The sequence below is a fragment of the Vibrio mediterranei genome (genome assembly GCF_013364395.1).
Taxonomy (GTDB): Bacteria; Pseudomonadota; Gammaproteobacteria; order Enterobacterales; family Vibrionaceae; genus Vibrio; species Vibrio mediterranei.
The window spans coordinates 1255757-1280804 of sequence record NZ_JABXGK010000001.1 but is presented as its reverse complement, the minus strand read 5'-3'; the positions used below and the strand labels follow the sequence as shown (position 1 = coordinate 1280804).

The 25048-nt window shown below is 44.7% G+C and carries 24 protein-coding genes; 9 read left to right on the top strand and 15 right to left on the bottom strand.

Annotated elements, in window-relative coordinates; translation table 11 throughout:
* Positions 1-69 precede the first annotated feature (69 nt).
* From HOP38_RS06060 to HOP38_RS06040, 5 genes are all read right to left on the bottom strand, one after another.
* Positions 70-1812: an arylsulfatase gene (locus HOP38_RS06060; RefSeq protein ID WP_198557662.1), complete on the bottom strand. Its 1743-nt coding sequence runs from the start codon at positions 1810-1812 to the stop codon at positions 70-72.
* Between the two features lie 13 nt (positions 1813-1825).
* Entirely contained in the window at positions 1826-2248 is a 423-nt protein-coding gene (locus tag HOP38_RS06055; RefSeq protein WP_006073907.1) for a tetratricopeptide repeat protein, read from the bottom strand.
* Between the two features lie 9 nt (positions 2249-2257).
* On the bottom strand, positions 2258-2665 hold the full coding sequence (locus tag HOP38_RS06050; protein ID WP_006073906.1) for a hypothetical protein: 408 nt from the start codon (positions 2663-2665) through the stop codon (positions 2258-2260).
* Positions 2666-2728: 63 nt separating this feature from the next.
* Entirely contained in the window at positions 2729-3904 is a 1176-nt protein-coding gene (locus tag HOP38_RS06045) for an iron-containing alcohol dehydrogenase (RefSeq protein WP_198557661.1), read from the bottom strand.
* A 22-nt stretch (positions 3905-3926) separates the two neighbouring features.
* On the bottom strand, positions 3927-5342 hold the full coding sequence (locus tag HOP38_RS06040) for a coniferyl aldehyde dehydrogenase (RefSeq protein WP_198557660.1): 1416 nt from the start codon (positions 5340-5342) through the stop codon (positions 3927-3929).
* 290 nt (positions 5343-5632) lie between these two features.
* Here HOP38_RS06040 and HOP38_RS06035 point away from each other — a divergent pair, with 290 nt between their 5' ends.
* The gene (locus HOP38_RS06035; RefSeq protein ID WP_006073901.1) at positions 5633-6148 is read left to right on the top strand and encodes a glycine cleavage system transcriptional repressor; all 516 of its coding nucleotides are present in this window, start codon (positions 5633-5635) and stop codon (positions 6146-6148) included.
* A 101-nt stretch (positions 6149-6249) separates the two neighbouring features.
* Here the strand turns inward: HOP38_RS06035 and HOP38_RS06030 are convergent, their stop codons facing one another.
* Positions 6250-6930: a DNA-3-methyladenine glycosylase I gene (locus HOP38_RS06030; RefSeq protein WP_031493125.1), complete on the bottom strand. Its 681-nt coding sequence runs from the start codon at positions 6928-6930 to the stop codon at positions 6250-6252.
* 128 nt (positions 6931-7058) lie between these two features.
* On the opposite strand from HOP38_RS06030, the gene HOP38_RS06025 reads away from it, so the two are divergent.
* On the top strand, positions 7059-7853 hold the full coding sequence (locus HOP38_RS06025) for a fumarylacetoacetate hydrolase family protein (protein WP_198557659.1): 795 nt from the start codon (positions 7059-7061) through the stop codon (positions 7851-7853).
* 3 nt (positions 7854-7856) lie between these two features.
* On the opposite strand, the gene HOP38_RS06020 is transcribed toward HOP38_RS06025, so the two are convergent.
* The 6 genes from HOP38_RS06020 to HOP38_RS05995 all read right to left on the bottom strand — a co-directional run bounded on the left by HOP38_RS06020 (position 7857) and on the right by HOP38_RS05995 (position 16018).
* Positions 7857-8462, bottom strand: a complete 606-nt coding sequence (locus HOP38_RS06020) for a DNA-3-methyladenine glycosylase I (protein ID WP_124941238.1) — start codon at positions 8460-8462, stop codon at positions 7857-7859.
* A 60-nt stretch (positions 8463-8522) separates the two neighbouring features.
* On the bottom strand, positions 8523-11624 hold the full coding sequence (locus tag HOP38_RS06015; protein ID WP_062460970.1) for an efflux RND transporter permease subunit: 3102 nt from the start codon (positions 11622-11624) through the stop codon (positions 8523-8525).
* Positions 11624-12700, bottom strand: a complete 1077-nt coding sequence (locus tag HOP38_RS06010; RefSeq protein WP_038222853.1) for an efflux RND transporter periplasmic adaptor subunit — start codon at positions 12698-12700, stop codon at positions 11624-11626. The genes HOP38_RS06015 and HOP38_RS06010 overlap by 1 nt, the downstream gene beginning before the upstream one ends.
* Position 12701: 1 nt before the next feature.
* Positions 12702-13736, bottom strand: a complete 1035-nt coding sequence (locus tag HOP38_RS06005; protein ID WP_006073890.1) for an efflux RND transporter periplasmic adaptor subunit — start codon at positions 13734-13736, stop codon at positions 12702-12704.
* Positions 13737-13903: 167 nt separating this feature from the next.
* A complete protein-coding gene (locus tag HOP38_RS06000; RefSeq protein WP_124940963.1) occupies positions 13904-14671 on the bottom strand; it encodes a carbohydrate deacetylase in 768 nt (255 codons plus the stop codon).
* A 21-nt stretch (positions 14672-14692) separates the two neighbouring features.
* Positions 14693-16018 carry a 6-phospho-beta-glucosidase gene (locus HOP38_RS05995; protein WP_198557658.1) on the bottom strand — a complete coding sequence of 442 codons (1326 nt, stop codon included), beginning with the start codon at positions 16016-16018 and terminating at the stop codon, positions 14693-14695.
* 102 nt (positions 16019-16120) lie between these two features.
* Between HOP38_RS05995 and HOP38_RS05990 the strand changes: the two genes are divergently transcribed.
* A complete protein-coding gene (locus HOP38_RS05990) occupies positions 16121-17017 on the top strand; it encodes a LysR substrate-binding domain-containing protein (protein WP_124940961.1) in 897 nt (298 codons plus the stop codon).
* 82 nt (positions 17018-17099) lie between these two features.
* Here the strand turns inward: HOP38_RS05990 and pspC are convergent, their stop codons facing one another.
* From pspC to pspA, 3 genes are read right to left on the bottom strand one after another with little or no spacing between them, the layout of a single operon-like run.
* The gene (gene pspC, locus HOP38_RS05985; protein WP_198557657.1) at positions 17100-17519 is read right to left on the bottom strand and encodes an envelope stress response membrane protein PspC; all 420 of its coding nucleotides are present in this window, start codon (positions 17517-17519) and stop codon (positions 17100-17102) included.
* On the bottom strand, positions 17479-17715 hold the full coding sequence (gene pspB / locus HOP38_RS05980; RefSeq protein WP_063605518.1) for an envelope stress response membrane protein PspB: 237 nt from the start codon (positions 17713-17715) through the stop codon (positions 17479-17481). The genes pspC and pspB overlap by 41 nt, the downstream gene beginning before the upstream one ends.
* Positions 17716-17734: 19 nt before the next feature.
* Positions 17735-18403 (bottom strand): phage shock protein PspA, encoded by a 669-nt coding sequence (gene pspA, locus HOP38_RS05975; protein WP_006073881.1) that lies wholly within the window; start codon positions 18401-18403, stop codon positions 17735-17737.
* A gap of 190 nt (positions 18404-18593) precedes the next feature.
* On the opposite strand from pspA, the gene pspF reads away from it, so the two are divergent.
* The 6 genes from pspF to HOP38_RS05945 all read left to right on the top strand — a co-directional run bounded on the left by pspF (position 18594) and on the right by HOP38_RS05945 (position 24987).
* Entirely contained in the window at positions 18594-19613 is a 1020-nt protein-coding gene (gene pspF / locus HOP38_RS05970) for a phage shock protein operon transcriptional activator (RefSeq protein ID WP_198557656.1), read from the top strand.
* A 140-nt stretch (positions 19614-19753) separates the two neighbouring features.
* Positions 19754-21373, top strand: coding sequence for an ABC transporter substrate-binding protein (locus tag HOP38_RS05965; RefSeq protein WP_006073878.1), 1620 nt, complete (start codon positions 19754-19756; stop codon positions 21371-21373).
* Positions 21374-22336 (top strand): ABC transporter permease, encoded by a 963-nt coding sequence (locus HOP38_RS05960; protein WP_006073876.1) that lies wholly within the window; start codon positions 21374-21376, stop codon positions 22334-22336.
* Entirely contained in the window at positions 22323-23210 is an 888-nt protein-coding gene (locus HOP38_RS05955) for an ABC transporter permease subunit (RefSeq protein WP_006073874.1), read from the top strand. The genes HOP38_RS05960 and HOP38_RS05955 overlap by 14 nt, the downstream gene beginning before the upstream one ends.
* Positions 23210-24205 (top strand): peptide ABC transporter ATP-binding protein, encoded by a 996-nt coding sequence (locus tag HOP38_RS05950; protein ID WP_006073871.1) that lies wholly within the window; start codon positions 23210-23212, stop codon positions 24203-24205. Before HOP38_RS05955 ends, HOP38_RS05950 begins: the two co-directional genes overlap by 1 nt.
* Entirely contained in the window at positions 24202-24987 is a 786-nt protein-coding gene (locus tag HOP38_RS05945; protein WP_006073870.1) for a peptide ABC transporter ATP-binding protein, read from the top strand. Before HOP38_RS05950 ends, HOP38_RS05945 begins: the two co-directional genes overlap by 4 nt.
* Positions 24988-25048 lie beyond the last annotated feature (61 nt).

Below are 25048 nucleotides of genomic sequence, written 5' to 3'. Positions count from 1 at the left end.
GTTCAACATTTTTAAATGGATGAACTCGCCTCAATACAAACCGGTCAGTTTGCATTGAGGCGAAATTTTTTACTTCACGTTTTCAAATGGATTCCATTGTTCATCCACTGGTACGATACCCATTGTTTTTTCGTACTCTTTGTAAGCAGCTAACATTTGTTGGAACTGCTCAGGACGTTGGTGTTTCAGGTCTATCATTTCAGCAGGGTCTAACTTGGTGTTGTACATATGCCACTCACTGTCCCCTCCCATCCCCTTCGAAATTCGAATGATCTTAAAGTCCCCTTGAAGAAGAATGCCGCTGCCGAATAACTCGAACGCGATAGCATTGTCTTCGCTATGGACAGTCTCTTGCTCACCTTGTAGATAAGGCATAATGCTTTGACCGCTCATTGGGGCCACTTTTCTGCCTTTATATTCACCGCCAGCGGGTTCAACATCGGCCACATCCAATATTGTGGCAGCGAGGTCTTTTACTTGTGCCAATTCATTAGTTTGAGTTCCGGCCTCCAGTGACTCCTTCTCTCCAAGCACACCTTTGGCAGGTTTGATGATCAGAGGAACACGTACTCCCCCTTCTGCTGTATACGCTTTAAACCAAGACAATCCACCAGTGGATGCACTTGCCCATTCTGGGCCCAATGAGACACTTGAGTCTGCGTTACCCAGATTTTCGGTACTATTGTCAAAGTGATAATCGGTCCAAGTACGAATCAGATCACTTACATTTTTCCCCGTAATATCCGTCGCTTCCGGACCGTTGTCTGCGAGATAGATAATATACGTATTGTCGTACTCACCTATCTTCTTCAAATAATCTGTTACCTGACCTATCTGCTGGTCTTGAAGCTCCATCATTCCCATAGCAATGGCCATTTTTTTGCCATACCATTGCTTTTGTTCATCTGACAGATCATCCCATGGTCTACTCAGTGAATTTCTATCGGACATCGTAGCGCTCTTTGGAATTACGCCCATCTGTTGCATTCGTTTAAAGCGGTCTTCTCGAACAGAGTCCCATCCGTGCTCTACGTAATAAGCAATCTTATCTTCAAACGATGCTTTAGGTGCTTGTAGTGGCAAGTGAATCGCTGTGAATGGTAAATAGGCAAAAAAAGGTTTTCCGGAGTCCTTATTACTATCAATCATGCTGATTAACTCTTCGGTATAACCTTGGTCTGAATACTCTCCCGGATACTTATCTTTTACTTGTTGACCATTTTGATAAGTCGGCTCGACCTCTACGCCGGGCATTTCACCTTTTTGCAACGCTTTTGCTGTTGCTTCATTTTTCGCCGGGAACATCATATCTCTATTGAAATGATTCGAACCGCCAGCCAAAATCCCGTAGCTCTGTTCAAAGCCACGATCATCCGGCAGGAAACCATCATCATGACCCAAGTGCCATTTCCCAGAAAGGTAAGTATGATAGCCATTATCACGAAGTAACGTCGCTACGGTTACGCCATCTTTAGTGAGGTAGCCTTCATAACCTGGCTTGCCAATAGCTGGCGGATAGACGGCATAGTCGAACGTGCCTAGCCCAACCTCATGACTGTTGGCACCCGTTAACATCATAGAGCGAGTAACAGATGACGTGGGTGAAGCGTGGAAGTTGGTAAATTTCACCCCCTCTTCAGCCAGTTGCATCAGGTTTGGTGTTGACACTTCAGAGCCATAAGGTTGCGTATCAGCAAATCCGACATCATCACCAACGATGAGTAAAATATTAGGTTTTTCCTGCGTAGCAAATGCATTTGGTGCACAAGAGGCTGCTATGGCCGTGCATAGGATAGTTTTGGAATTATTCATGGTTCACCCTTGTTTAGTGAGCACTTTGTGACATCCAATGGAGCATATCCAGTGCTCTAGGATGATTCTGTTCAGCGGCTTTGCCTATCCAGCTAACCGCTAGAGAATGATCTTTCTCGCCACCAGTCCCTGCTGCGTACATAAGACCAAGCTGTAATTGAGCGTCTGCATTCCCCTGAGTCGCTGCTCGTAATATCCATTTGCGTGCTTTTTCTTGAGTAGATTCAAGATATTCACCCTCAGATTCGACACCTTGCAGATAAAACATACCAATCTCGTACTGCGCCGCAGCGTCACCCGCATAACCGTTTTGAAACGTAGTACCAACATCACTAGATAAGGTATTTGGTGTGTCTGTTACGTACCCCAGGCATGTCGTCCCAATAAAAAGCAAACAGAGAAAGCTAAGCGACCAATTTTGAATGCGTTTATTCATAGTTTGACGCTAGTGTTGCAAGGTTGAGGCTTGTAAACGTATGGTTTTCTGCTCTTTCCAGTATGCTAACGTCCAAATCACAACGAACGTATCCATGGCTCCTGCAAGTAAAAAACCGGTAATATGCGGGCTGTTGTAGTTAAGCAGAAGAAGAATCACCATAAAGCCTTTCTCAACCGCAGAATAAAGCATGATGCTCTCTCTCCACTGAGGTTTGAAAGCCGCACCCACCATCATCACTCCCATCATGCCTACCATGACACCCCAGTGTTGATAGAACACAAAATCCTGATCCAAATAAGGTAATTGCCCGATGTGAGTAATGGCCCATTGTGGGAAAAATGCATAAGCGAAAGCCGCCGCGGTCCCAATACCGGTAACCAATAGCATCTTGTTGACGTGTTGAGTAAAAAACATAGTTGCCTCCTAGTATTCAAAAAGTGAGGCACATCCCTATGCCGCAATGAGTAAGTTGGAAAATTAACAAGTAGTCTCGAGTATTGCGGTGACCTTTTCTTGAGCAATCGGGTAGAACTGGAAACTGATGTCTTTTTCTATCCCAGAGACAATCTGCGCTTTTTTGTTGTCATCTAGGTTCCATTTGGCAAAGCTCTGCGTCGCATTCACTAACGCCTGGAAAGCACGTAATGAATGTACAACCTCTTGGTGTTTTTCAGCGTCTGTTAAGCTAGGTGATATACCAAACACCGCTGCTAATTTGTTAATGCTTGGGAGGTAAAACTCTGGAAGCGCCTCAATCACCACTGGTAGTAAGACACTATTGGCATCACCATGTGGGATATGCGCTACCGCGCCGAATGCGTGCGCGCAGTTATGGATCGGTATGCCACCTAAAGACGAATAGAAAGCAGAAATAGCCATGGTACTTGCTTGCAGGAGCTCACAACGAGCCGCTACATTTTGCGGAGACTGAAGTACTTGCGGTAGGTTATTCAGTATCAAGCGACACGCCTGCGTCGCATAAGCATCAGTGAAGGTATTACTTAAAGGCGATGCCAGTGCTTCAATAGCATGGGTCAATGCGTCCATACCTGTCGATACTGTTAACGCTGCTGGCAAATTCACTGTCAGCTCAGGGTCTAAAACAGCAATATCGCACTCAAGTCCAGAGACGACTAAACTCGCTTTAACCTGCTCTCTGTCATTATAAAAAACCGCGATAGGCGATGCTTCTGCACCTGTCCCCGCCGTTGTCGGTACGCCTATATGAGGAATTGAAAACGGTTTTACATCAGGACCAACTTCAAGACGCCCACCACCTTGAATCGCATCACGGATATCATCAAGCTTATGTTCTAAACCATATTTGATACCTTTTGATGCATCGATAACGCTCCCCCCGCCAAGCGCCAAAATACTGTCTGCATTCACCTGTTTTGCAAATTCCAGAGCGCGATTAATATCCAAACAGCTCGCGTCCGCTTCAATATCGGTGTAAATCCCCGCAAGCTTCACCTTCTCTTCTGTCGAAAGCAGCGATGCCAAACGCTCTACGAAACCCAATGATTCAAGGCCTTTATCGCTGACCAACAACACTCGCTGCGCCCCTTTCGCTTTAAACAGGGTTGGGATCGCTTCTATGGATGATGCACCAGAGTGAACGACGGTTCTAAGGTTGAAAGTAAAGTTATTCATAGTTGAATCTCCAATTAGTCAGTTATGCGCACAGTGTTTTTAGTACTGCACGTTTGAATTCGTTATCTTCAGGACCAAGTAATAAGCTGACATTGTGTTGCTCTGCATCGGTCGTCATCACCGTCTTGGCGTGAGAGAAAGTTAGGAAGCCTTCTTTACCGTGGTAAGCACCTTTTCCAGACTCACCAATACCTCCAAATGGCGCATCATCGACCGCTAGGTGGAAAACGCAGTCATTAATACACATACCACCAGAGTGCACCTGATTAGCAACTTTGAGTTGCAATGAGTCATCTTCGCTCATCAGATAAAGTGCTAGGGGCCTCGGTCTCTCAGTAATAAAGTTAATTGCACCATCAATGGTGGAATAGGTGATGATCGGCAATAAGGGACCAAAAATTTCTTGAGTCATAACCGCTGATTGCAGAGATGGATTAACAATTAAGTGTGTCGCCATCAGTTGTCTTTCAACATCGAGCGCTTCTTTATGACAGGCAGTAACAAGAGACTCTGCCGCCAATTCACTGGAGAGCAAATCATGAAGACGTTGGAATTGACGCTGATTAATCAGACTAGTCATCGAGTCGCTGTTTACCCCTTGGGGAAACAGTTTTTGATAATGTTCGACATATGCCTTAACAAAAGCGTGCTGCTTGCCGTCGGGAATCAATACATAATCAGGAGCTACACATACCTGACCATTATTCAAACTCTTGCCATAAATAATGCGTTCCACAGCCATCTCAATATCAGCGTCATCCGCGACAAGAACTGGCGACTTGCCGCCAAGTTCTAAGGTGATTGGCGTTAGGTTTTCTGACGCAGCTTTCATGACCTTACGACCAACTTCTGTCGAGCCAGTAAAGAGCAAATGGTCGAATGGTAAAGAGGTGAACTGAGCAGCAATATCGGCCTCACCTTCAATGACGACAACCTCAGTATCGCTAAAGCAGCTTGCAAGCATTTCACGAATGACCGAATTGGTGGCAGGGGTGAACTCACTCAGTTTGATCATCGCCCTGTTACCCGCAGCAATCGCAGATATCAAAGGACCAATAGAAAGCATGACAGGGAAGTTCCAAGGAGTAACAATGCCGACAACTCCTTTAGGTTGATACACCACCTCTACAGTTGAGCTTGAAAGTAATGGGCCCGCGTCTCTCGGACATGGACTCATCCATTGCGCTAACTGGGATAAGGTGTGGTCAATATTGCCAATACATGGCAAGACGTCAGCAACTAATGTGTCCTGTCGGCTTCTCTTTCCATAGTCTTTATCCAGAGCATCACAAAGCGCGTCACTGAATTGTTGCAACGACACTTTTAACGACGTAAGCACGGCAACACGAGCCTCATAGCTTGGCATTGGTTCACTTTGATAGTGCTTTTTTAATCGCTTGTGAATGAGTTTCAAATCATCAAAAGTCGTGTTTTGCATGGTTGTCCTCCTAAGAAAGTGATCACACAATAATCAAAACAAACCGGTCGGTCTAGCGATTAAATGTCAGAGAACTGTAAATTAGATCTGCGAAAGGGAGAGGTATTATGGCTAACTCTTTGTTGACCAAATAAAAACCATGAAAATTGTGCGCCTAACTACAGTTCAATAATCTTGTTTTGTTTTTAGAGTGAATACTTGACGTTCATCATGCGACCGACCTTTTTTAGATCTAAACTGGAGTTAACTATTCAAATAGTTGTTGGTTTTAAACCTGTGGAGGGAATCGTATGAGCAGCAGTACTTTCATTGTCAACTTTGTTGGCCAAGCTAGCCCAGCCACCATTAAAAACCTTGCATCAGTTACCCACGAAAACGGCGGTAAATGGCTGGTGAGCAAAGTGAATTTTATCGAAGACCATGTGGCCGCCGTCATAAAGGTCGAACTTCCTACGGACAATGTTCAAGCAGTCAAAAGCGCTTTCAGTGAACAGCAAGGATTATTAGTTCAAATCACCGATACCGAAGAGCATCGTCATGATCAAGAAAAGGTATTCCAGTTACGATTAGATGCTAACGACCGAGCCGGTATCGTTAACGAAATTACCCAGTTCTTAGATGGGCAAGATATCCGTATTCTAGATATGGACTGCCAGCGTGTATTTATCGCGGGGGGCGGTGGTATTGGTTCAAGCCTATTTACAGCAACAATGGCGCTCAAAATACCTGCAGCAATGCAAATTAAAGATGTGGCAAGTGAGTTAGAATCGTTGAGTGAAGATACGCGAGTGATTCTGGAATCATAAATAGATTTACTTAAGAGTTTGCCCTACTAAATCTTCCCCCCTGCGCAGCAGGGGGAACTTATGTCTCAAAGACATTGGAAGAGAAAGTCTCCCTTACCTAGCTAAACTCGATTATCGCCAAAACCATAAGCAATGATTTGGCTGATTTCTGAAAGTGACCGACCCGACTCTTGGTGCCATTCCATAAATGCTTTGTTTGCAGCATTCATCGCACGTTTTGTGCCTCTACCCGAGTCAATGATATTGGTATTACGTAAATAGCCTTCTACATCATTTGATAAAATAAAGGTGTCTACACCCAATTGTCTTAGCGCATAAGGTCCAGTATTTCCGCCGAGCCTTGCACCATGTTTTTTAAGGTGTGCCCAGAGTTCGACGATCGATTCTTTCGGCCAATCGGCAACCATTTGCGAAAAGGATTCGTGCTCGTAGCGAGCAGATTGGATCATCGAGGCATTAACTGGTATCGACATGACTTTAGTCATGTGACGAATGATTTTTGGGTCTTGGGCTTTTTGTTCCCACTGTTCTTCAGACAGCATCAGTAGCGGATCGATTCTGAACTGGAAAAAATGTTCCTCGAAGTTTGGCCATTTGTTTCTTACCACTTTCCACGATATTCCACTTTGGAACACTTTCATTGAAAACGCAGACAACCAACGATCTTCAGGAATAGCTGCCACTTCATCTCGGCTCAGAGGTTTGGAGACAATCGACTCAAGTCCTTGCTCACCACCTTTTCTATCTGCCGCTCTGGCGTAAATCGAATCGAATTTTTCCATATCTTTCCACTACCTACTAAGTTCTATTGAACCAGACATCTATTTTCACGTAATTAATAACTCAACACTATACTCTGTTGAGCACACTTTCATAGATGTATTCAGGAACCTATTCTAGGACGGCGGCAATGAGACTCTTACTGTTACTGATTTTTCTACCATTTCAATCGCTAGCGGCGCAATATGGACTCGTCGAGTATCAAAACAAACAACACTGGATACGCGTCTCACAACAAAACCCAAACCACTATGATCTGTTGTCTTCAAGACCATTTGATAATCCTTCTACCGTAAAAGTCATCACAGCCGATGAAGCAACGTTACTAGCCCCTATTACTCACGGTAGCGTTTACGCTGTCGGCCTCAATTTTCGCAGTCATGCAGGCAACTCTGGAGCTGCAAAGCCGGAGATTTTCTTCAAGTCTATCGACGCTGTTAGGTTGAGCGGTGCATTGTCATTTCCCGATGAGGCAAATAATGTTCATTTTGAGGGAGAGCTTGTCATTGTGATCGGCAAGACATGTCACGACACAAGCAATCAAAATGCGTTGAGTTGCGTCTTTGGGTACTTAGCGGGCAACGATTTGACGGAACGCAGTTGGCAAGGTCAAGATCTGCAGTGGTGGCGTGCTAAAGGTGCAACAGGTTTTGGTCCTGTATCTAACTTCATTACAACTAATGTCGATATCGGCAACCAACAAATCGTTACGCGTCTTAATGGCAAAATCATGCAACAAGAAACACTGGCAAACATGATTCACAATGTCCCAACAATCGTTAGTTATATCAGTAAATACATTACGCTACGACCTGGTGATATGATTTTTGCTGGTACACCAGGTCGAACAAGAGCACTTAGGTCGGGTGATAACGTGTCGGTCTCAATTGAAGGGATCGGACAGGTTTCCAACACCATAGAGTAGTCTCTAAACTAACTGGTATTCTAGGCCAAGCTTCTGATAGCTATCGATAACCTCTTGGCGTCGATAGCAAGAAACACTGTGATCATTGATTAGTCCCGCCGCTTGAAGGTGAGCGTAGATAATGGTCGACCCAACAAACTTAAAGCCGCGCTTCTTAAGGTCTTTACTTAACCGATCCGAGACCTCAGACGTGGCTGGATAATCTTCTAGCGTCTTAGGACTAGTTACTAATACCTTATTGTCGACAAACGACCAGATATAATTACAAAAGCTACCAAATTCTTCTTGTATCTCAATGAAATGCTGAGCGTTGGTGATAGTTGAGCTGATTTTCAATTTATTGCGAATAATCCCACTATCCTCCCGTAAACGACGTTCATCTTCTTGGGTAAAACGGGCTACTTTCTCTACATCAAAGTTAGCAAATGCGTTTCGATACCCTTCGCGACGTTTTAAGATGGTATACCAACTCAATCCTGCTTGAGCGGATTCCAACACTAGATACTCAAACATAGTTTGGTCGTCTAGTACGGGGACACCCCACTCCTTATCGTGATATTCCACATAATCTGGCTTGGTTTCATCAAGCCATGGGCATCGTTTGCACATCGAATTCATTTCTCCTTAATGGATAGAGGTATTTGGGAGCATTACGCTGCTCCCAAATATCTAGATTGGTTTAACTCTGTGGAAGATACGATACAGCACTGGAACGACAATTAACGTCAATACAGTCGCAAATCCTAAACCAAACATAATTGTTACCGCCATCGGCTTGAAAAAGATATCCGGTAATAACGGAATCATCCCCAAGATAGTAGTGATCGCTGCCATACACACTGGTCTCACTCGACTTAACGCCGCATCAACAACCGCTAAATACGGCTCTTTTCCGGTTTTAATTTCTATCTCAATCTGGTCAAGTAAAACGATACCGTTTTTTAATAACATCCCTGACAGACTTAGAAAACCCAATAATGCCATAAAACCAAATGGAGTATTTAAGGCAAGTAGTCCGGTGGTAACACCAATGACGGCCAGAGGCACAGTTAGCCAGACGATAAGTGCTTCCTTCACCGCATTAAACAAGAAGATAGTAATTAAGAACATGAACAGATAGCCCATAGGCATTGTTTGGAACAGAGACTCTTGCGCGTCCCCAGAAGACTCATATTCTCCCCCCCACTCTAATGAATAACCTGGCGGTAGGTCTATCGCCTCAATTTTAGACTGGATACGCTTTTGGAGCGTAGCAGCAGTTTCTTCGCCCAGTAGATCTGGATCTGCCATCACCGTCAGCATCCGTTTGCGATTCTTGCGGACAATGATCGGGTCTTCCCAGCGAGTATCATATCCCTGTGTGACCTGTTGGAATGGAATAAACTCACTCAGTGCGGGACTCCAAATCATCATCCCTTCTATGTTACGAATATCCACTCGCTCTTCGTCTGGTAGCCTTGCCACAATAGGCATCAAGGTTGTTCCATCTCGGTACAAACCAACAGACTTACCGGAGAAGGACATCATTAGCACATCATCCACATCAGATTTTGTAATACCGTAACGTCTAGCCTGACTCTCATTAAACACAGGCTCAAGAACTTTAGTGCGTTCGCGCCAATCGTGTCGAATGTTGTAAGCACCTGGGTCGGCATACAAAATATCCATAACTTGCGACGCAATACTTCTAAGTACCGTCGGGTCAGAGCCAATGATTCTCGCCTCAATCTTTGCACCACCTCCAGGACCGAGTTCAATTTGCTTAAGCTTGTAGTTGATCTCAGGGAAAGTTGCGTCTAGATAATCTCGGAACCGAGCCATTAGTGGCTGCAATGCCTCATAGCTAGTGACCCTAGTGGTAATTTCTCCATAAGCGGCATAACTCTTTTCCGGTGCATAAGTCAGCATAAATCGCTGCAACCCTTTACCCGCCGTTGTCGTGATATGGTCAGCTTCTGGTTGCTCAGAGATCCAAGTTTCAATTGCTTTAAGCTTGGTATTGGTCGCTCTAATGTCGGTTCCTTCTGGTAGCCAAACATCCACTTGGAACATCGGCGTTGTAGAGGCTGGAAAGAATGACTGTTTAACTTGAGTAAATCCATATAAGGCCGCCACTAGTGCCATAATTAATACGACCACCGTCGACCAAGCTCGATGCATACAAAACTCAAGGAACTTTCGGTAAGCAACAAAAACAAATCCGTTATAAGGATCATTGCCTTCCTCTCCCTCCTTCACCTTCATACCTCGGAAAAACAGATCGGCGAAGAAAGGCGTAAGAGATATAGCAGTAAACCAACTTAGCATGAGTGAAATTAATAGTACGGAAAATAATGTGCCGCAATATTCGCCTGTTGAGTCTTCGGACAAGCCAATGGGCGCAAAAGCAGTAACCGCAATCACAGTCGCCCCCAGCAACGGCCATTTCGTTTGCGTCACAATATCGGTTGCGGCTTGAAGCCGAGTCCTCCCTTTTTGTGTTCCTATTAATATCCCTTCAACGACCACGATGGCATTATCCACCAGCATCCCCAACGCTATGACTAGGGCTCCCAGAGAAATCCTTTGAAGATCGATAGCCATGTACTGCATGAAAATGAAAGTCCCAAGGACCGTAAGCAGTAAAATCAGTCCAATCAATAAGCCCGAGCGTAGTCCCATAAAGAACAGCAACACCACTATTACAATGGCAACGGCTTGCCCCAAGCTAACTACGAACCCACGAACTGATTTATCCACTTCCTTTGGTTGACTATAAACTTCGTTAATTTCGATACCAACTGGCTGTTGATATTTTAGCTCCGCTAATCGTCTGTATAACCTGTCACCAACTTCGACTACATTGACGCCACTAGCAAACGAGATTCCTACGTTGAGTGCAGTATCGCCATTATAAGTAATGATGTTCGATGGGACTTCGATAAACCCTCGCTTTATCTCTGCGACATCTTTCAAGAAGATCAGACCTTGAGCTCCACCTTCCGTAAGGATAAGGTCACCGAGCTCCGACACATCCGTAAACTCTCCGGTTGGTTGAATACGAATGTATTCATCACCAATTCGGGTTGCACCTGCGTTAGAAACAATGTTCTGAGTTTGAAGCAAATTGAAAATCGTGCTTGGCGCAATACCAAGAGCGCTGATCCGTTTTATCGAAATCTCAATAAATACTTGTTCTTGTTGGTCACCTGTTACCGAGACCTTACTGACTCCGTCTACCAGTTCTAATTCACGTCGCAGATAGTCGACATAATCTAGAAGTTCTTTGTAGTTGTATCCTTCTCCCGTTAAGGCAAACAACACGCCATATACATCACCAAAGTCATCAATTACCGATGGCTCATTCACCCCTGGAGGCAACGAGCCTTTCACGTCATTTACTTTACGACGCAGTTCGTCCCATATTTGAGGTAAGTCATCAGGGCCATAGTTGTTCTTCATAGTCACAGTTATCTGAGACAGACCACGGCTCGATATCGAGTTGATCTCATCCACATAAGTGAGTTGCTGAATAGCTTTCTCTATCGGATACGTAACTTCCTCTTCCACTTGTTGAGGCGTCGCACCAGGGTACGAGGTCACGACCATCGCATCTTTTATCGTAAATGCCGGGTCTTCCAATCGACCCAGTCCAAAGAATGCCGAAACACCACCTATCAGGAATATTAACGACACCATCCAACTGATGACTTTATTGCGAATAAAATACGCGGCAACGCCAGTAACCTCGTCATCCGATTGAGGCAATGACTGTTGTTTTTCTTGGTTCATCACTTCGCCTCCTGCGAGAGTACTTCCACTTTAATGCCGTCTCTGAGCCTTGCAATACCAGCAATCACTATCTGTTGCGTTTGCTCCAAGCCATCAACTATTTGAATCGTGGTTTGAGAAACTTTACCCGTCGTCACTTTCTGTTTAGTTACCGTACTGTCTTCGTTTAGCAGCCAAACGAACTTCTCATTGTCATTGAGCGAATCGCCATCTTGATTAAAGACAGCCTCTATTGGAACACTCACTCCTCGGGTCAAATTCAGACCAACATCTTTAGCTTTGGATGTCACGTCCACCGCCATACCATCTAGAATGTATTCGTTTTTCGGCATAGGCAGTACTAATGTAGCGGTAAAAGTACCCAAGGAGGGGTCAGGCTCGGTGGTAAACTCTTTCAGCCGTGCGGTATATTCATTACCAGAAGGCACGCGGACGAGAGTTTCAATGCTAGCTAGATCGCGATTCGTAGGTTGGTTTAGTGAAAAGCTGTCAGGGAGTTGAACAATCACCTCTACTTCATCAACGCTATGGATATTGACCACTTGCTGACCGATTTGAACGTTCTCAAATTGTTCTGCTGACACTCGCGATATTACACCATCCACCGGAGCAAGAAGCTCTGTAAAAGATAGTCGTAACTTAGCAAGCTCTAGTTCCGCTTTGGCATAGGCTCTTTGTGCTGCAATTTCATCGAATTGTGATTGCGCTAATAGTCCCTTTTTAACCAAAGGGCTTGAGCGACGAAATTGACTGTCAATGACGCCAAACCGTGCTTGCGCATTATCTACCGCCAATTGGTAATCTGTGGGTTCAAGCACTGCCAACACATCACCTTTTTTCACAAAATCACCTTCTTTAAGATCGATAGAGCTGATTTCTCCTGCGACTCTAAAGCTGAGGTGAGAGCGGTCCGCCGCCATAGCAAGAGCAGGAAAATAAAGACTATTTTTCAGCTCGGTTTTGCCAATCTCCGTGACTCTCACCTTAGGAACTTCCTCTCTCGTTCCCACTTCGGGTTTGCTACATCCTGATATTATTGCAGCAAGAACTAGAATACTTACTAAGCGACTATGCATATCAAAGCCCTCTTTCCTTGACCCACTCACGGACCTTAATACCTGATTCAATCCCTTGCACCCCAGAAACTACTATTTGATCGCCATCGTTTAGCCCACTAATAACCTGTCGCTTGTCGTTAAGCTCCACTGCTACTTTCTCGACAATTCCTTGTTCACTAACCCGCCAAACACACTTAGTATCCCCTTCCATAAACAGTGCTGACTGAGGGATTACCGTAGCGCCAGTGCTGCGAGTGACTACGCTTACCTGACCAGCCATTCCAGGTAGGATCCCCACGTCTGTCGGTCTCTCCATGATCATGGTCACTTTGTAACTGCCCGTCTTTGGGTCAGCCTCAGTATCAATTTCTTGAAAAGTTAGTTCGAAAGCACGTGATGGATAAGCATCAAAGACCATGGAAGCATCTACTTGATTTTTCGATTGGAATCGATTCAACAATAGATCAGGCAGCTGAAAAATAACCTTAATAAGTTGATTCGATTGGATATTCATAACCCCTTCTTTGGCTTGAATGTACTCGTAATTGTCTGCAGGGATTATGGAAATAGTACCGTCATACGGGGCAAGCAATTTGGTATAGCGTAAATTGGCCTTAGCTTGAGACCAATTGGCTTGAGCGGAATTCATGTTTGCCTTTGCTTGGTCAAAGTCTTGTTCGGACACGACTTTATCCTTGCGTAACTTAAGAGCCCTTTGATATTGAACATCCGCCAATTGGAAATTCGCCTTGGCTTGCTTCTCTAATAATTGATATTCGTCGGGATTGAGCTGAGCAAGTAATTGTCCCTTAGAAACGGGTTGGCCTGCGCGGACTACTATTTGCTCTAATTGCCCGGGAACACGGAAAGCGAGAACGGCTTTATCACCCGCTTCTGAAGTAGCAGGGAATGTGCGCTCAAATTTACTATTGCCGACAGCGACGTTAAACAGTTTGGCTGGACGAGAGTCCGGTTCAGGAATTGGCGGTGGTTCTTGTCCACAGCCACTTATAAGACTGGCGACTATCGCCAAAAAGGAAAGCTTGCTCTTCATTCTCAACTGCCTTGTTCTTAATGTACTTTAAAACATAGTCGAGAGAATCGTGCCTTGCCAGCAACTCATTAATTAATAATAGATTTATGCTAATTTTCTTAAATTTCACAAGCTAATGAGCAAGGTGAATATCCTCACCTTGCTCTATTGAATTTTCGTAAATGATTTTATACGTTCAATGCATCAAAGCCGACACACTCAATTCCTTGTTGCTGCAACCACAATGACATCTCTAAGTTGGTGAGAATTCGCCATTCTTCAACCCTTGAGTCGGTGTAACTTGAGAGTGCGACAAGCTCCTCACTAACCTTTCGAGCGGGATGGCACATGAGCTCTATCGTACCGCTCGGCTTTTGCTCTTGGTAAGCAAGAAGCATCGCTTTTAAGTGGTCGATCGTTGCTCCCTCAGCATAGAACCCCATGTCAAATACATCCGGTGTAGGGACAGCTAACAACTCTTGCCCTTGGATGATGTTATCGATTCTCCGCACAGGAAGTCCAACCTTGTTCACCGCTTGAGTAAAACCTTGTTTTAGGGGTCGATAGACGCCTCCGAAATGATGACTATCGATGTGATTAATATTGAATCCCATATCTAACGCAGCGCGGTACTGAGCCTTCAGCTCAACTTCGACCTCGTCACTCGAAACATCTGATTTGTTAAACAGTATCGTCTTATCAAAGAATTCTCCGTCATCATTCACCAAGCTAGGGATAAGATCAGGATCGGAGATCGGTCTACCTGCGGTAACGGTAAAGTGTAAGCCAACCTCCGATATAAGCCCTCGTCGATACAATTCAGCGGCATGCTCTACAGCAGGCTGATTCATCATAATCGTCGTCGACTTCACCATTCCAGCATGGAAGCAATCTGCTATCGCTAAGTTCACCGATTCAGTCAGCCCAAAGTCATCTGCGTTCAAAATAAGTTTCATAACTACTAACCTTGATTATTCTTATAAGAAGTGCGTAAACGCTGGCATAAAGTCTATATTCTCTCGAATCGTTTCTCTTAGCGCTTCGTCAATGTGTTGGCCACTATCAACAATTGGGTTAAGCATGAGCGCACGCTTGGCAAGATTAATATCGCCCGTGATTGCTGCTTCCACCGTTAACGTTTCGAACTCTTTCATCAGTTGAATTAGCCGTAATGTTCCGGTTTCAAATGGCGCGACGTTTAACGGAATAATCTCACTACTGGTAATAATAGAGCTCACCTCAACCGCACAGTCATCAGGCAAGCCTTGAATCGCACCATTATTACGAGTATTAACATGCATGATTGAACGTTTGTTGTTGTGAATACTGCTCATCAGTTCACAGGCTGCTTCAGAGTAATAAGCACCACCGCGCTCTTCAAGCAGTTTAGGCTTGGTATCCAACGTAGGATCTTTGTAGATTTCCAACAGCTCGGCTTCTACTTTTGCCACTAGATCAGCTCGATTACTCTTACTCGCTGAAGCAGCATACTCTTTATCAAGGATGTCACGCGATTGATAGTAGTAGCGAAGGTATGCGCAAGGCACCATACCTAAACTTTTAATGATACCTTCATCCCATTTAAAAGGAGGGATGTTCTTAGGCGTCATTCGGTCGTTACCAGCAAGTAGTTCATTGATGACCTGCTCACGCTTATCTTTGCCATCATGAAGAATTTTTCGAGCCCACACCAAGTGATTCAGTCCAGCGATTTGCATAGTGATATCTTTACGATCAACACCCAGCATTTCAGCAGCACCGCGCTCCATATTCACAGGGACGTTACACAGTCCGACGGTTTTTATTGTCGAGTACTTTGTCAACGCTTCAGTAACCATACCCGAAGGGTTGGTGAAATTAAGCAACCATGCGTTAGGACATAGCGCTTCCATCTCCTTCGCAATTTCTAACGCGATAGGGATCGTTCGACACGCGTTGGAGAACCCCCCAAGGCCATTAGTCTCTTGCCCAATAACTCGATATTTTAGCGCTATTCTCTCATCACGTAGTCGGGCTTCAATCCGGCCAGCCCGAAATTGAGAACAAACGAAATCCGCATCAACCAGAGCTTGTTGACGATTTGTTGTCAGGTGCACAGTGATGTCGCACTCGGCTTTAGCGATCATTCTTTTGGTCAAATCAGCAATCACTGTTGCTTTTTCCATTCCTTCGTCAATATCTACTAACCAAAGATCCGATATTGGAAGCTCTTGGTATCGAGCCAACAATCCTTCTACCAACTCTGGCGTATAGCTCGAACCACCACCAATTACGACTACTTTTAGCTTTTTAGTCTGCTTCATCACGTTTGCCCTTCCGATTTAAGATTACGTGTTGTAATTTATAGTCAAGAAAAACGTTAAACAAACCAATAAATCGAACCAACGCATTAGCTGGAGTAATCCATGAATCTAAACCACAATCGACAGCAGTTGTTATCACTCTTGCATACGTTTAATGTGGCGGCTCGACATCTTAGTTTCACTCACGCCGCACAAGAATTATTTCTTACTCAAGGAGGCGTAAGCCAACGCATTAAAAAGCTTGAAACACTGCTTAACTTTAACTTGTTCATTAGGAAAACGAGGAAACTCGAACTTACCCCAGAAGGACAGCGGGTTTTCAGTATTCTGAATACCTCATTTGAATCTATATTTTCCGAACTGTCAGACATTCAAACAGGTGAGTTAACGGGTGAGCTGTACATCGCGACCTCCCCCTATTTCGCATCATCGTGGTTAATGCCAAGACTGCCGGATTTTCGTCATCTATATCCGAATCTAAGCATCAAACTGGACACCAAACAAAATCAAAGTGATTTTCAGTTCGAACCATACGATGCTGCTATTTTTTACAGCGAAGGTCTTTATCCTAACCACTTTAGCCGGCGACTCTTTGCTGGTCAGCGTATACCGGTTTGCAGCCCAGAGTACGCTGAAAAACACCAACTTCACCTTGATGATGCTCGATTAAAAGATATCCGCTTTATTCACAACAGTGACAGCATTGCTTGGCAGCACTGGCTCAATGAGATGCAGCTCGACATCAACTGCCAGGTTAAGTGTGACTATTATAGCGATAACAGGATTGCCATTGATGCGGCCCAGCTCTCCTTGGGAGTCGCTCTCGGCAGAAAGGAGTTTATTGCACCGTTAATTAAGCAGGGAAAGTTAGTAGCTCCATTTGCCAGCGTGGAATCAGGTAAAGGCTATGATTTAGTCTGTCCAAAAGGAATGGAACAGCGGGCAAAATTTCAAGCGTTGTCAAACTGGTTAACAGAACAACTGCGCGACACGCATTAACAACAACTGTTTCTCATCTATTCTCCAGCAAATATAAAAAAGAGGTGCCACTGCACCTCTTTATTCATTACGCTATAAGATATTAAAGCTTGCTGAACTCTCGATTCACTTTGTATGCCTCTGACGTGACATACGCTTCCATATCTCTCACTTTATGCTCCATCGAGTCAAAATCGCGCTCTAACGTATTCAGCAAGTCTTTCGCGTTTTGCCCTTGTTGCCAAGGTTTACTCTTCAATGAATGCTCTTTCTTGGTTTTCATAGCTTCAACAAAGTTGTCAGGTTGCTTTTCTAGCATCAAGCTCATTGCCACGTACGCCAACAAGACTAAAAAGCTCCCCCCTAACAGCGCCGCCGAAATTACAAGAATTCGTATCAGCCAAACCTCAACACCGAAATAATTGGCTAAACCTGCGCACACCCCTGTCAACTTACCATTGACCGGATCTTTATACAGCTCTCTATGAGTCATAGGTTTGCCTCCAGTTTGGGGATTCCGCATCCAGAATTCGCTCTAGGTTATCCACACGTAGCTGCATTTTTTCTGCACGTTGAGACAGCGATTGCAGCTTTTGGAAGTCTTGCTGCGACAGACCACTCTCTGATTTACGCTTGCTGCGGTAGTGGAGAAAAAGCCACAGCGGTGCAACAAAAATCAAAAAGACAATTAATGGACCCGCAATTAAAAATGACGACATACTTTTCTCCTAATCCGCATTATTTTTCGTTATTCATTTGCTCTTTAAGCTTAGCGAGCTCTTTATCAATTTCGTCCTGTGCTTGCAGCTCAGCAAACTCTTGATCTAAAGACTTCGCGTTACCTGTTTTCGAATACAGATCCGCTTCCGCTTCTAGTTCATCAATTTTGCGAGAGTATTGTTCAAACTTCGCCATCGCTTCATGAGTGCGGCTGGTATGCAAGTGCTTCTGCACATCACGACGATTACTTGCTGCTTCCGAACGAATGATCAGTGCCTGCTGCTTCGCACGTGTCTCGGTAATTTTGGCTTCTAATTTAGCAATTTCATTAGTGAGCTTGTCGATGGTTTCTTCCACCAAAGTTTGCTCATCGTGCAGCCCTTTCACCACATTTTCAAGCTTCTGCTTTTCAATCAGTGCTGCTCGCGCTAAATCTTCACGCTGTTTTGTTAACGCGAGTGTCGCTTTTTGCTGCCACTCTATAATTTGCTCTTCAATCGCTTTCACTTTGCGAGCTAACTCTTTTTTGTCGGCAATCGCTTTTGCTGAGTTAGTGCGAACTTCAACTAATGTATCTTCCATTTCTTGAATGATCAGACGAATCATTTTCTCTGGATCTTCTGCCTTATCAAGTAAAGCGCTCACGTTTGAATTTACAATATCTGCAAAACGAGAAAAAATACCCATACTACTTCTCCTAATTGGATGAGCTCGCCAATGAACTCTGAATCGTTGCTACAGCTAATCCAATTACCGTGCCAATTTGTTAAACCCATAATATTCAATAAGATAGATATTACACTCGCTTAATCAGATTGACATGCTATGATGACTCTAGCCAACTATTGGTAATATTTACCAACCTAGAGGACTCACTATGGCGCAAAACTTAATTGGCGAATCTCCTGCTTTTCTAGCTGTACTCGATAAAGTATCTCGGCTCGCTCCCATTGACCGTCCTGTACTGGTTATCGGTGAGCGTGGTACAGGTAAAGAACTGATTGCTCAGCGTTTACACTACTTGTCTAAACGTTGGGATCAACCTTTGGTTTCTCTTAATTGTTCAACCTTGAGTGAAGGGCTAATCGACTCTGAGCTGTTCGGGCATGAATCTGGCGCTTTTACCGGTGCAAAAGGTCGTCACCAAGGACGATTCGAGCGAGCAGAAAATGGCACACTGTTCTTAGATGAGCTCGCTACTACCCCTTTATCTGTGCAAGAGAAGCTCCTTAGAGTGATTGAATACGGGCAGTATGAACGTGTAGGCGGAGCAAAAGCGTTGGAAGCAGACGTTCGACTGGTTTGTGCCACCAACGAAGATTTACCAAAACTCGCAGAGCAAGGAAAGTTCCGTCCTGACCTTCTTGATAGGTTAGCATTTGACGTGATCCATCTACCGCCTCTGCGCCATCGTCCCGAAGATATTCCACTATTAGCCGAGTTCTTTGCGATAAAAATGTGTCGAGAGTTGGGTCTACCGTTCTTTGTTGGGTTCACCGAACAAGCTTGGCAAAGCATGGCTGACTACCCTTGGCCAGGTAACATTCGTGAATTAAAAAACGTAGTTGAGCGTGCTGTGTATCAACAAGGGACCAATGAACAGGCCATTGAGTCATTAATATTCAATCCATTTGAAGGTCAATTCGGTGCACTCCCATCAATGAGAGCGGAACATAGTGAGAAGCCTTCTGAACAAGAGTCTCAGTCCTCTCAACCTTCAACTGAAGAAGCGTTCACCTTTCCACTCGATTTTAAAACATGGCAGGATGAACAAAATATAAAGTTGATTAATGAAGCACTTAAGCAAGCTCAATACAATCAACGCGGTGCTGCTAAGCTGCTAAGCTTGAGCTATGATCAGCTAAGAGGTTTAGTGCGAAAGTACAAACTGGTTTGAGCAGGGTCAGACAGTTGCCACACTTTTTAACCAATTGCACGATAAGTACTTGTGATTATTGGTTTAGCTGACGATTTAGTGGTAAATTACCCTGATCTCAATACAGATATTACGTTCGCTAAAATGAATGTAGCGTGTTTATGAAGGCATTAATCAATTTATCGCTTGGACTTTGCGGTCTCATCCTATTGACAGGTTGCGAAGAAAAAGTCGATCACTCGAAAGTTAGACAAGACGGATTCGTCTATTGCGACCAAGGTCGTCCTAGTACTTTTAACCCGCAATTAGTAGACGGTGGCATCACTGTCGAATCTATTGCGCCGCAGTTATTCGATACGCTACTGACGCTAAACCCGGGCACTCACCAACCCGTTCCAAACTTAGCGAAATCCTGGCAAGTTAACGAGGAAGGCACAGAGTACACGTTCACTCTGCGCAAAGGTGTAGAGTTCCAAACCACTGAATGGTTTACTCCCACACGTCCGATGAATGCGGACGATGTTGTATTTAGCTTCACGCGTATTATCGACCCTAACAATCCGTTCCACGACGTAGGCGGCAGTGTCTATCCGTGGTTCGCAGGCATTGACTTCGCAAATTTGGTCGAGAAAGTTGAAGCATTGGATGACAATACGGTCAAGTTTACTCTATCGAGGCCAGACAACTCGTTCCTTTCCAACATTTCGACGGCACACGCACCAATCTATTCTGCTGAATATGCTGATCAACTCGTCTTTTCCGATCATAAACTCGATATTGATATTTACCCTGTTGGTACTGGGCCTTTCTACCTAGACGAATACCAAGTCGCAGATTTAGTTCGCCTAAAGCGTCACGAAAACTACTGGCGTGGCAAAGTAGATATGGAACAAGTCGTATTTGATATATCTCATCGCGGAGCTGGCGCCTTAGCTAAGCTATTAAGAAATGAGTGCGATGTCCTGAACTCGCCTATTTCGAGCCAAATCCCTGTGATATTGAATGAAGAGTCCATCGTTCTACAAGCCAAACCAGCCATGAACGTGGCTTTTGTGGCTATCAATACTCAGCATAAAGCACTTAGTGACCCCAGAGTTCGTAAAGCCCTGAATCTCGCGATAAACCGCGACAACATTCTCGAAGCGGTTTATTTTGGCACCGGAGAGAAAGCTTATAGCCTTCTTCCACCAAGTTCTTGGGCACATCAGAAAGATGCCACTCAAATTCGCTACGACCGTAATTATTCAATGGCGCTGCTAAAAGAGGCTGGCTATGAGAAAGGTCTAGAGCTCACTATGGCAGTACCTCTTGAGCCACGAGTGTACAACCCGAGTCCACGTAAAACGGCAGAACTTATCCAAGCTAACTTAGCCGATGTGGGGATTACCCTTAACCTACTCACCGATGATCGAGTCGATCGCCAAGAGCTATCGAATATTGAGTCCGTTGATCTACTGCTCACAGGTTGGGTGGGAAATACTGGCGACCCAGATAACTACTTACGTCCTTTGTTATCTTGCACGTCAAAACGTGAAGGTTTGAATCTATCTATGTGGTGTAATGATGACTTTGACTTTCTGTTAGATCTGGCGCTTGAAGTGAGTCAACCAAGATATCGACTCAATCTATATCGACAAGCACAAAATATTTTGAATGAGGAAGTTCCTGTGTTGCCTATTGCACACGGTCAAAAATATCAAGCACATAGCGATAGCCTGACAGGTTTTAGAACCAGTCCATTCAACGCCCAACCGTTTGATCAAGTTGTGAGGTTGAAGTAGATGTTTTGGTATTCTGTCCGCAGACTAAATCTATTTGTCATTACGTTATTGATCCTGACTTTCGTCGGCTATAGCTTAGTCAGACTTGACCCTGATTCTTTCTGGACTACTCAAGCGTTTTTCCCTGGCTGGCTTGATTATGTCGCTCAATTGTCTCGTCTAGATTTTGGACTGACTAAAGCTGGTGTACCCATTACCCAAGAGCTTTCAGCTGTACTTCCTGCAACTCTAGAGCTGTGTTTTGCCGCGTTTATGATATCTGTGTTTGTGGGTATTCCAGCTGGCACCATCGCGGGTATGAGACAGGGTAAATGGTTGGATAACATCATTTCGTTCTCATCCATGGTGGGTTATGCCGCCCCATTATTCTGGATTGCGTTATTGATGATTATGTACTTCTCGCTGAATTATCAATGGTTCCCTGTTGCAGGACGCTATGACCTACTTTATGAAATTGATCATGTCACAGGGTTTGCACTTATTGATGCTCTGCTGTCGGACGCACCTTATCGCAAAGAGGCGTTACAAAGCGTTATTGAACATATGATTTTGCCGTGTTTAGTGCTAGCACTCTCACCAACAATGCAAGTTATCCGTATGATGCGTACTTCAGTAACCGAAGTAATGGGACAAAACTACATTCGAGCTGCTCGAATTAAAGGTTTGTCGAATTATGAAATCGTCATTGAGCATGTGCTACGAAATGCCATTCCACCTATTATTCCTAAACTTGGAGTTCAGCTCTCAAGTATGATCACACTTGCCATTATGACCGAGTCTATTTTTAACTGGCCGGGTATTGGACGTTGGCTGCTGGATGCGCTCTCCAATCAGGATTACGCATCAATTCAAGCAGGCGTCTTGGTCGTGGCTTCTATCGTCTTAGCAGCAAGCATTTTGTCAGATTTGTTGGGTGCGATGATCAACCCTCTAGTAAGGAAGGAATGGTATGCTGTCAGATAACGTCTACCAAGAAGAGCGCATTCCTACTCAGCTTGAGCGATTCTGGCGTAGTTACCGCTCGAATAGCCTATCAATGTTTGGCCTTTGGTGTTTGGTCTTTGTCATTATCATCACTATTGCATCGCCATTTATCACTCCCTACGACCCAATGGCGCAGAGCTCCTATTTGTTGATTCCACCATCTTGGGATCCTCAAGGTACCGTCGATTTCTTCTTTGGAACTGACGACTTAGGTCGCGATATTTTGTCGCGCATTATCGATGGCTCTCGCCTCTCTTTTGGCGCAGCAATTATCATTACCGCGATTGCAGCAGCAGTAGGATGCTTGATTGGTATATTAGCAGGAATGACACGTGGCCTGCTCTCGAGTACGCTGAACCACCTTCTTGATACCGTAATGTCTATCCCATCGCTACTACTAGCGATCATTTTCGTAGCATTTTTAGGTCCCGGTGAGTTCAACATTCTATTAGCGATATGTTTAGCGCTCATTCCTAGATTCATTCGCTCAATCTATGTTGCGGTTCATACCGAAGTTGAAAAAGACTACATCATGGCTGCTCGTTTAGACGGTGCGAACGACTTTTATCTGCTGTGGAACTCTATATTGCCTAATATACTAACGGTCATTGCAGCCGAAGTAACATTTGCATTATCCATCGCCATTTTAGACATTACCGCACTTGGTTTCCTTGGCCTTGGCGCACAAGCCCCAAGCAGCGAATGGGGAGCAGTGTTAGGTGATGCCGCCGAGTTGCTCTATTTAGCACCATGGACCGTTATCCTTCCAGGTTTAGCTATTCTGTTTACCGTTGTCGTGGTGAATATTGTTGGTGAAGGTGTGCGCAGCGCACTAAACGCGGGGATCGAATAATGCCAGTTTTAGATATTCGACACTTAACCATCGAAATCGAGACACCACAAGGTCTCGTCAAAGCGGTGGATCGCATGAGCTTCACCATTAATGAAGGTGAAATTCGAGGTTTGGTTGGCGAATCCGGTTCAGGAAAAAGCCTTGTTGCCAAAGCCATTGTTGGTGTCTGTAAGGACAACTGGCGCGTGACTGCCGATAGAATGCGGTTAGGTAATATCGATCTACTACAACTCACGCCTCGTGAGCGCAGACGTGTTATTGCTCGCGATGTGGCAATGATCTTCCAGGAACCTTCAACCTGTCTAGACCCGTCTGACGAAGTGGGCAAGCAGCTTATAGAGTCGATCCCTTCTCGTTCCTTTGAAGGCAAATGGTGGGAGCGATTTAAGTGGCGTAAAAAGCAAGCTATCGCGTTACTTCATAAGGTTGGCATTAAAGACCATACCCGTATCATGAACAGCTACCCCTACGAGCTCACTGATGGCGAATGTCAAAAAATCATGATCGCTATGGCAATTGCAACCAAGCCAAAGCTGCTGATTGCCGATGAACCAACCAACGACTTGGATCCAATTACTCAATCGCAAATATTGCGTCTTTTAAGTCGTATGAATCAGTTAAATAACACCACCATCATCCTGATTGGTCACGACTTAACAACGATTACTCAGTGGGCGACTCGAATTACGGTGATGTACTGTGGTCAATCTGTCGAATCGGCGGATACCGCAAAACTACTCGCGAAACCCAAGCATCCCTATACAGTGGCGCTGCTCAAGGCAATGCCGGATTTTGGCGATTGGATTCCGCACAAAGAGAAGCTGCAATCTTTACCAGGTTCTATTCCACCATTGCAGCACTTACCGATTGGTTGCCGCCTTGGGCCTCGTTGCCCCTATGCGCAAAGACAATGCGTGGAAATCCCTAGCGCTAAACGCATTAAGAATCATAAATACAGTTGTCACTTCCCTCTTAATACGGAGAAAAAAGCATGAGTGCGTTGTTAGAAGTCTCCGGATTAAAAAAGGACTTTGTAACTCGATCTAAGCTATTTAAGAAGAAAGTTCAGCACGCAGTTAAACCGGTGAGTTTTGACCTAGAGGCTGGGCAAACTATCGGCTTTATTGGCAAGAATGGCTCTGGTAAATCCACACTAGCTCGTATGCTTGCGGGTGTAGTTGAACCAACCGCGGGAGAAATTCGAGTCAATGGCGATTTACTTGAACACGAAGATTACTCAACCCGTTGCAAACTGATTCGCATGATCTTTCAAGACCCAAACACGTCTTTGAATCCAAGAATTCAGATTGGTCGTATTTTGGAAGGCCCGCTAAAACGGAATACCAATATGCCTCCAGAAGCGCGTATGCGACGAGTAAAAGATACTTTGGTTCGCGTCGGTTTACTTCCAGAGCACGCCTACTTCTACCCTCAGATGCTGGCAACCGGTCAAAAGCAGCGTGTCTGCCTTGCTCGTGCTTTGATTCTTCAACCTTCCATTATTGTCGCAGATGAAGCACTTAACGGGCTTGATATGGCGATGCGCTCGCAAATTATTAACCTATTCTTAGAGCTTCAAGAAGAGATGGGGGTTGCGTTCGTTTACGTGTCACAACACTTAGGCATCATCAAACATATTACCGACAAGGTCATGGTGATGCACGAAGGCGATGTAGTGGAATATGGCAACACGAACGAGATCATGACCAACCCACAACATATTGTGACTCAGCGTATGGTGGAAAGCCATTTCCGTAAAACCCCAATGCACAGGTAGAAGTTGTGTAGGTAAGACTTTGCACCGTTATAAGATACACGTTCTTAAGACGAAAAAAAGC

Bases quoted from the DNA above. Each gene is read 5' to 3' on its own strand.
- HOP38_RS06060 (WP_198557662.1), bottom strand. From the start codon at position 1,812: ATGAATAATTCCAAAACTATCCTATGCACGGCCATAGCAGCCTCTTGT.
- HOP38_RS06055 (WP_006073907.1), bottom strand. From the start codon at position 2,248: ATGAATAAACGCATTCAAAATTGGTCGCTTAGCTTTCTCTGTTTGCTT.
- HOP38_RS06050 (WP_006073906.1), bottom strand. From the start codon at position 2,665: ATGTTTTTTACTCAACACGTCAACAAGATGCTATTGGTTACCGGTATT.
- HOP38_RS06045 (WP_198557661.1), bottom strand. From the start codon at position 3,904: ATGAATAACTTTACTTTCAACCTTAGAACCGTCGTTCACTCTGGTGCA.
- HOP38_RS06040 (WP_198557660.1), bottom strand. From the start codon at position 5,342: ATGCAAAACACGACTTTTGATGATTTGAAACTCATTCACAAGCGATTA.
- HOP38_RS06035 (WP_006073901.1), top strand. From the start codon at position 5,633: ATGAGCAGCAGTACTTTCATTGTCAACTTTGTTGGCCAAGCTAGCCCA.
- HOP38_RS06030 (WP_031493125.1), bottom strand. From the start codon at position 6,930: ATGGAAAAATTCGATTCGATTTACGCCAGAGCGGCAGATAGAAAAGGT.
- HOP38_RS06025 (WP_198557659.1), top strand. From the start codon at position 7,059: ATGAGACTCTTACTGTTACTGATTTTTCTACCATTTCAATCGCTAGCG.
- HOP38_RS06020 (WP_124941238.1), bottom strand. From the start codon at position 8,462: ATGTGCAAACGATGCCCATGGCTTGATGAAACCAAGCCAGATTATGTG.
- HOP38_RS06015 (WP_062460970.1), bottom strand. From the start codon at position 11,624: ATGAACCAAGAAAAACAACAGTCATTGCCTCAATCGGATGACGAGGTT.
- HOP38_RS06010 (WP_038222853.1), bottom strand. From the start codon at position 12,700: ATGCATAGTCGCTTAGTAAGTATTCTAGTTCTTGCTGCAATAATATCA.
- HOP38_RS06005 (WP_006073890.1), bottom strand. From the start codon at position 13,736: ATGAAGAGCAAGCTTTCCTTTTTGGCGATAGTCGCCAGTCTTATAAGT.
- HOP38_RS06000 (WP_124940963.1), bottom strand. From the start codon at position 14,671: ATGAAACTTATTTTGAACGCAGATGACTTTGGGCTGACTGAATCGGTG.
- HOP38_RS05995 (WP_198557658.1), bottom strand. From the start codon at position 16,018: ATGAAGCAGACTAAAAAGCTAAAAGTAGTCGTAATTGGTGGTGGTTCG.
- HOP38_RS05990 (WP_124940961.1), top strand. From the start codon at position 16,121: ATGAATCTAAACCACAATCGACAGCAGTTGTTATCACTCTTGCATACG.
- pspC (WP_198557657.1), bottom strand. From the start codon at position 17,519: ATGCGGAATCCCCAAACTGGAGGCAAACCTATGACTCATAGAGAGCTG.
- pspB (WP_063605518.1), bottom strand. From the start codon at position 17,715: ATGTCGTCATTTTTAATTGCGGGTCCATTAATTGTCTTTTTGATTTTT.
- pspA (WP_006073881.1), bottom strand. From the start codon at position 18,403: ATGGGTATTTTTTCTCGTTTTGCAGATATTGTAAATTCAAACGTGAGC.
- pspF (WP_198557656.1), top strand. From the start codon at position 18,594: ATGGCGCAAAACTTAATTGGCGAATCTCCTGCTTTTCTAGCTGTACTC.
- HOP38_RS05965 (WP_006073878.1), top strand. From the start codon at position 19,754: ATGAAGGCATTAATCAATTTATCGCTTGGACTTTGCGGTCTCATCCTA.
- HOP38_RS05960 (WP_006073876.1), top strand. From the start codon at position 21,374: ATGTTTTGGTATTCTGTCCGCAGACTAAATCTATTTGTCATTACGTTA.
- HOP38_RS05955 (WP_006073874.1), top strand. From the start codon at position 22,323: ATGCTGTCAGATAACGTCTACCAAGAAGAGCGCATTCCTACTCAGCTT.
- HOP38_RS05950 (WP_006073871.1), top strand. From the start codon at position 23,210: ATGCCAGTTTTAGATATTCGACACTTAACCATCGAAATCGAGACACCA.
- HOP38_RS05945 (WP_006073870.1), top strand. From the start codon at position 24,202: ATGAGTGCGTTGTTAGAAGTCTCCGGATTAAAAAAGGACTTTGTAACT.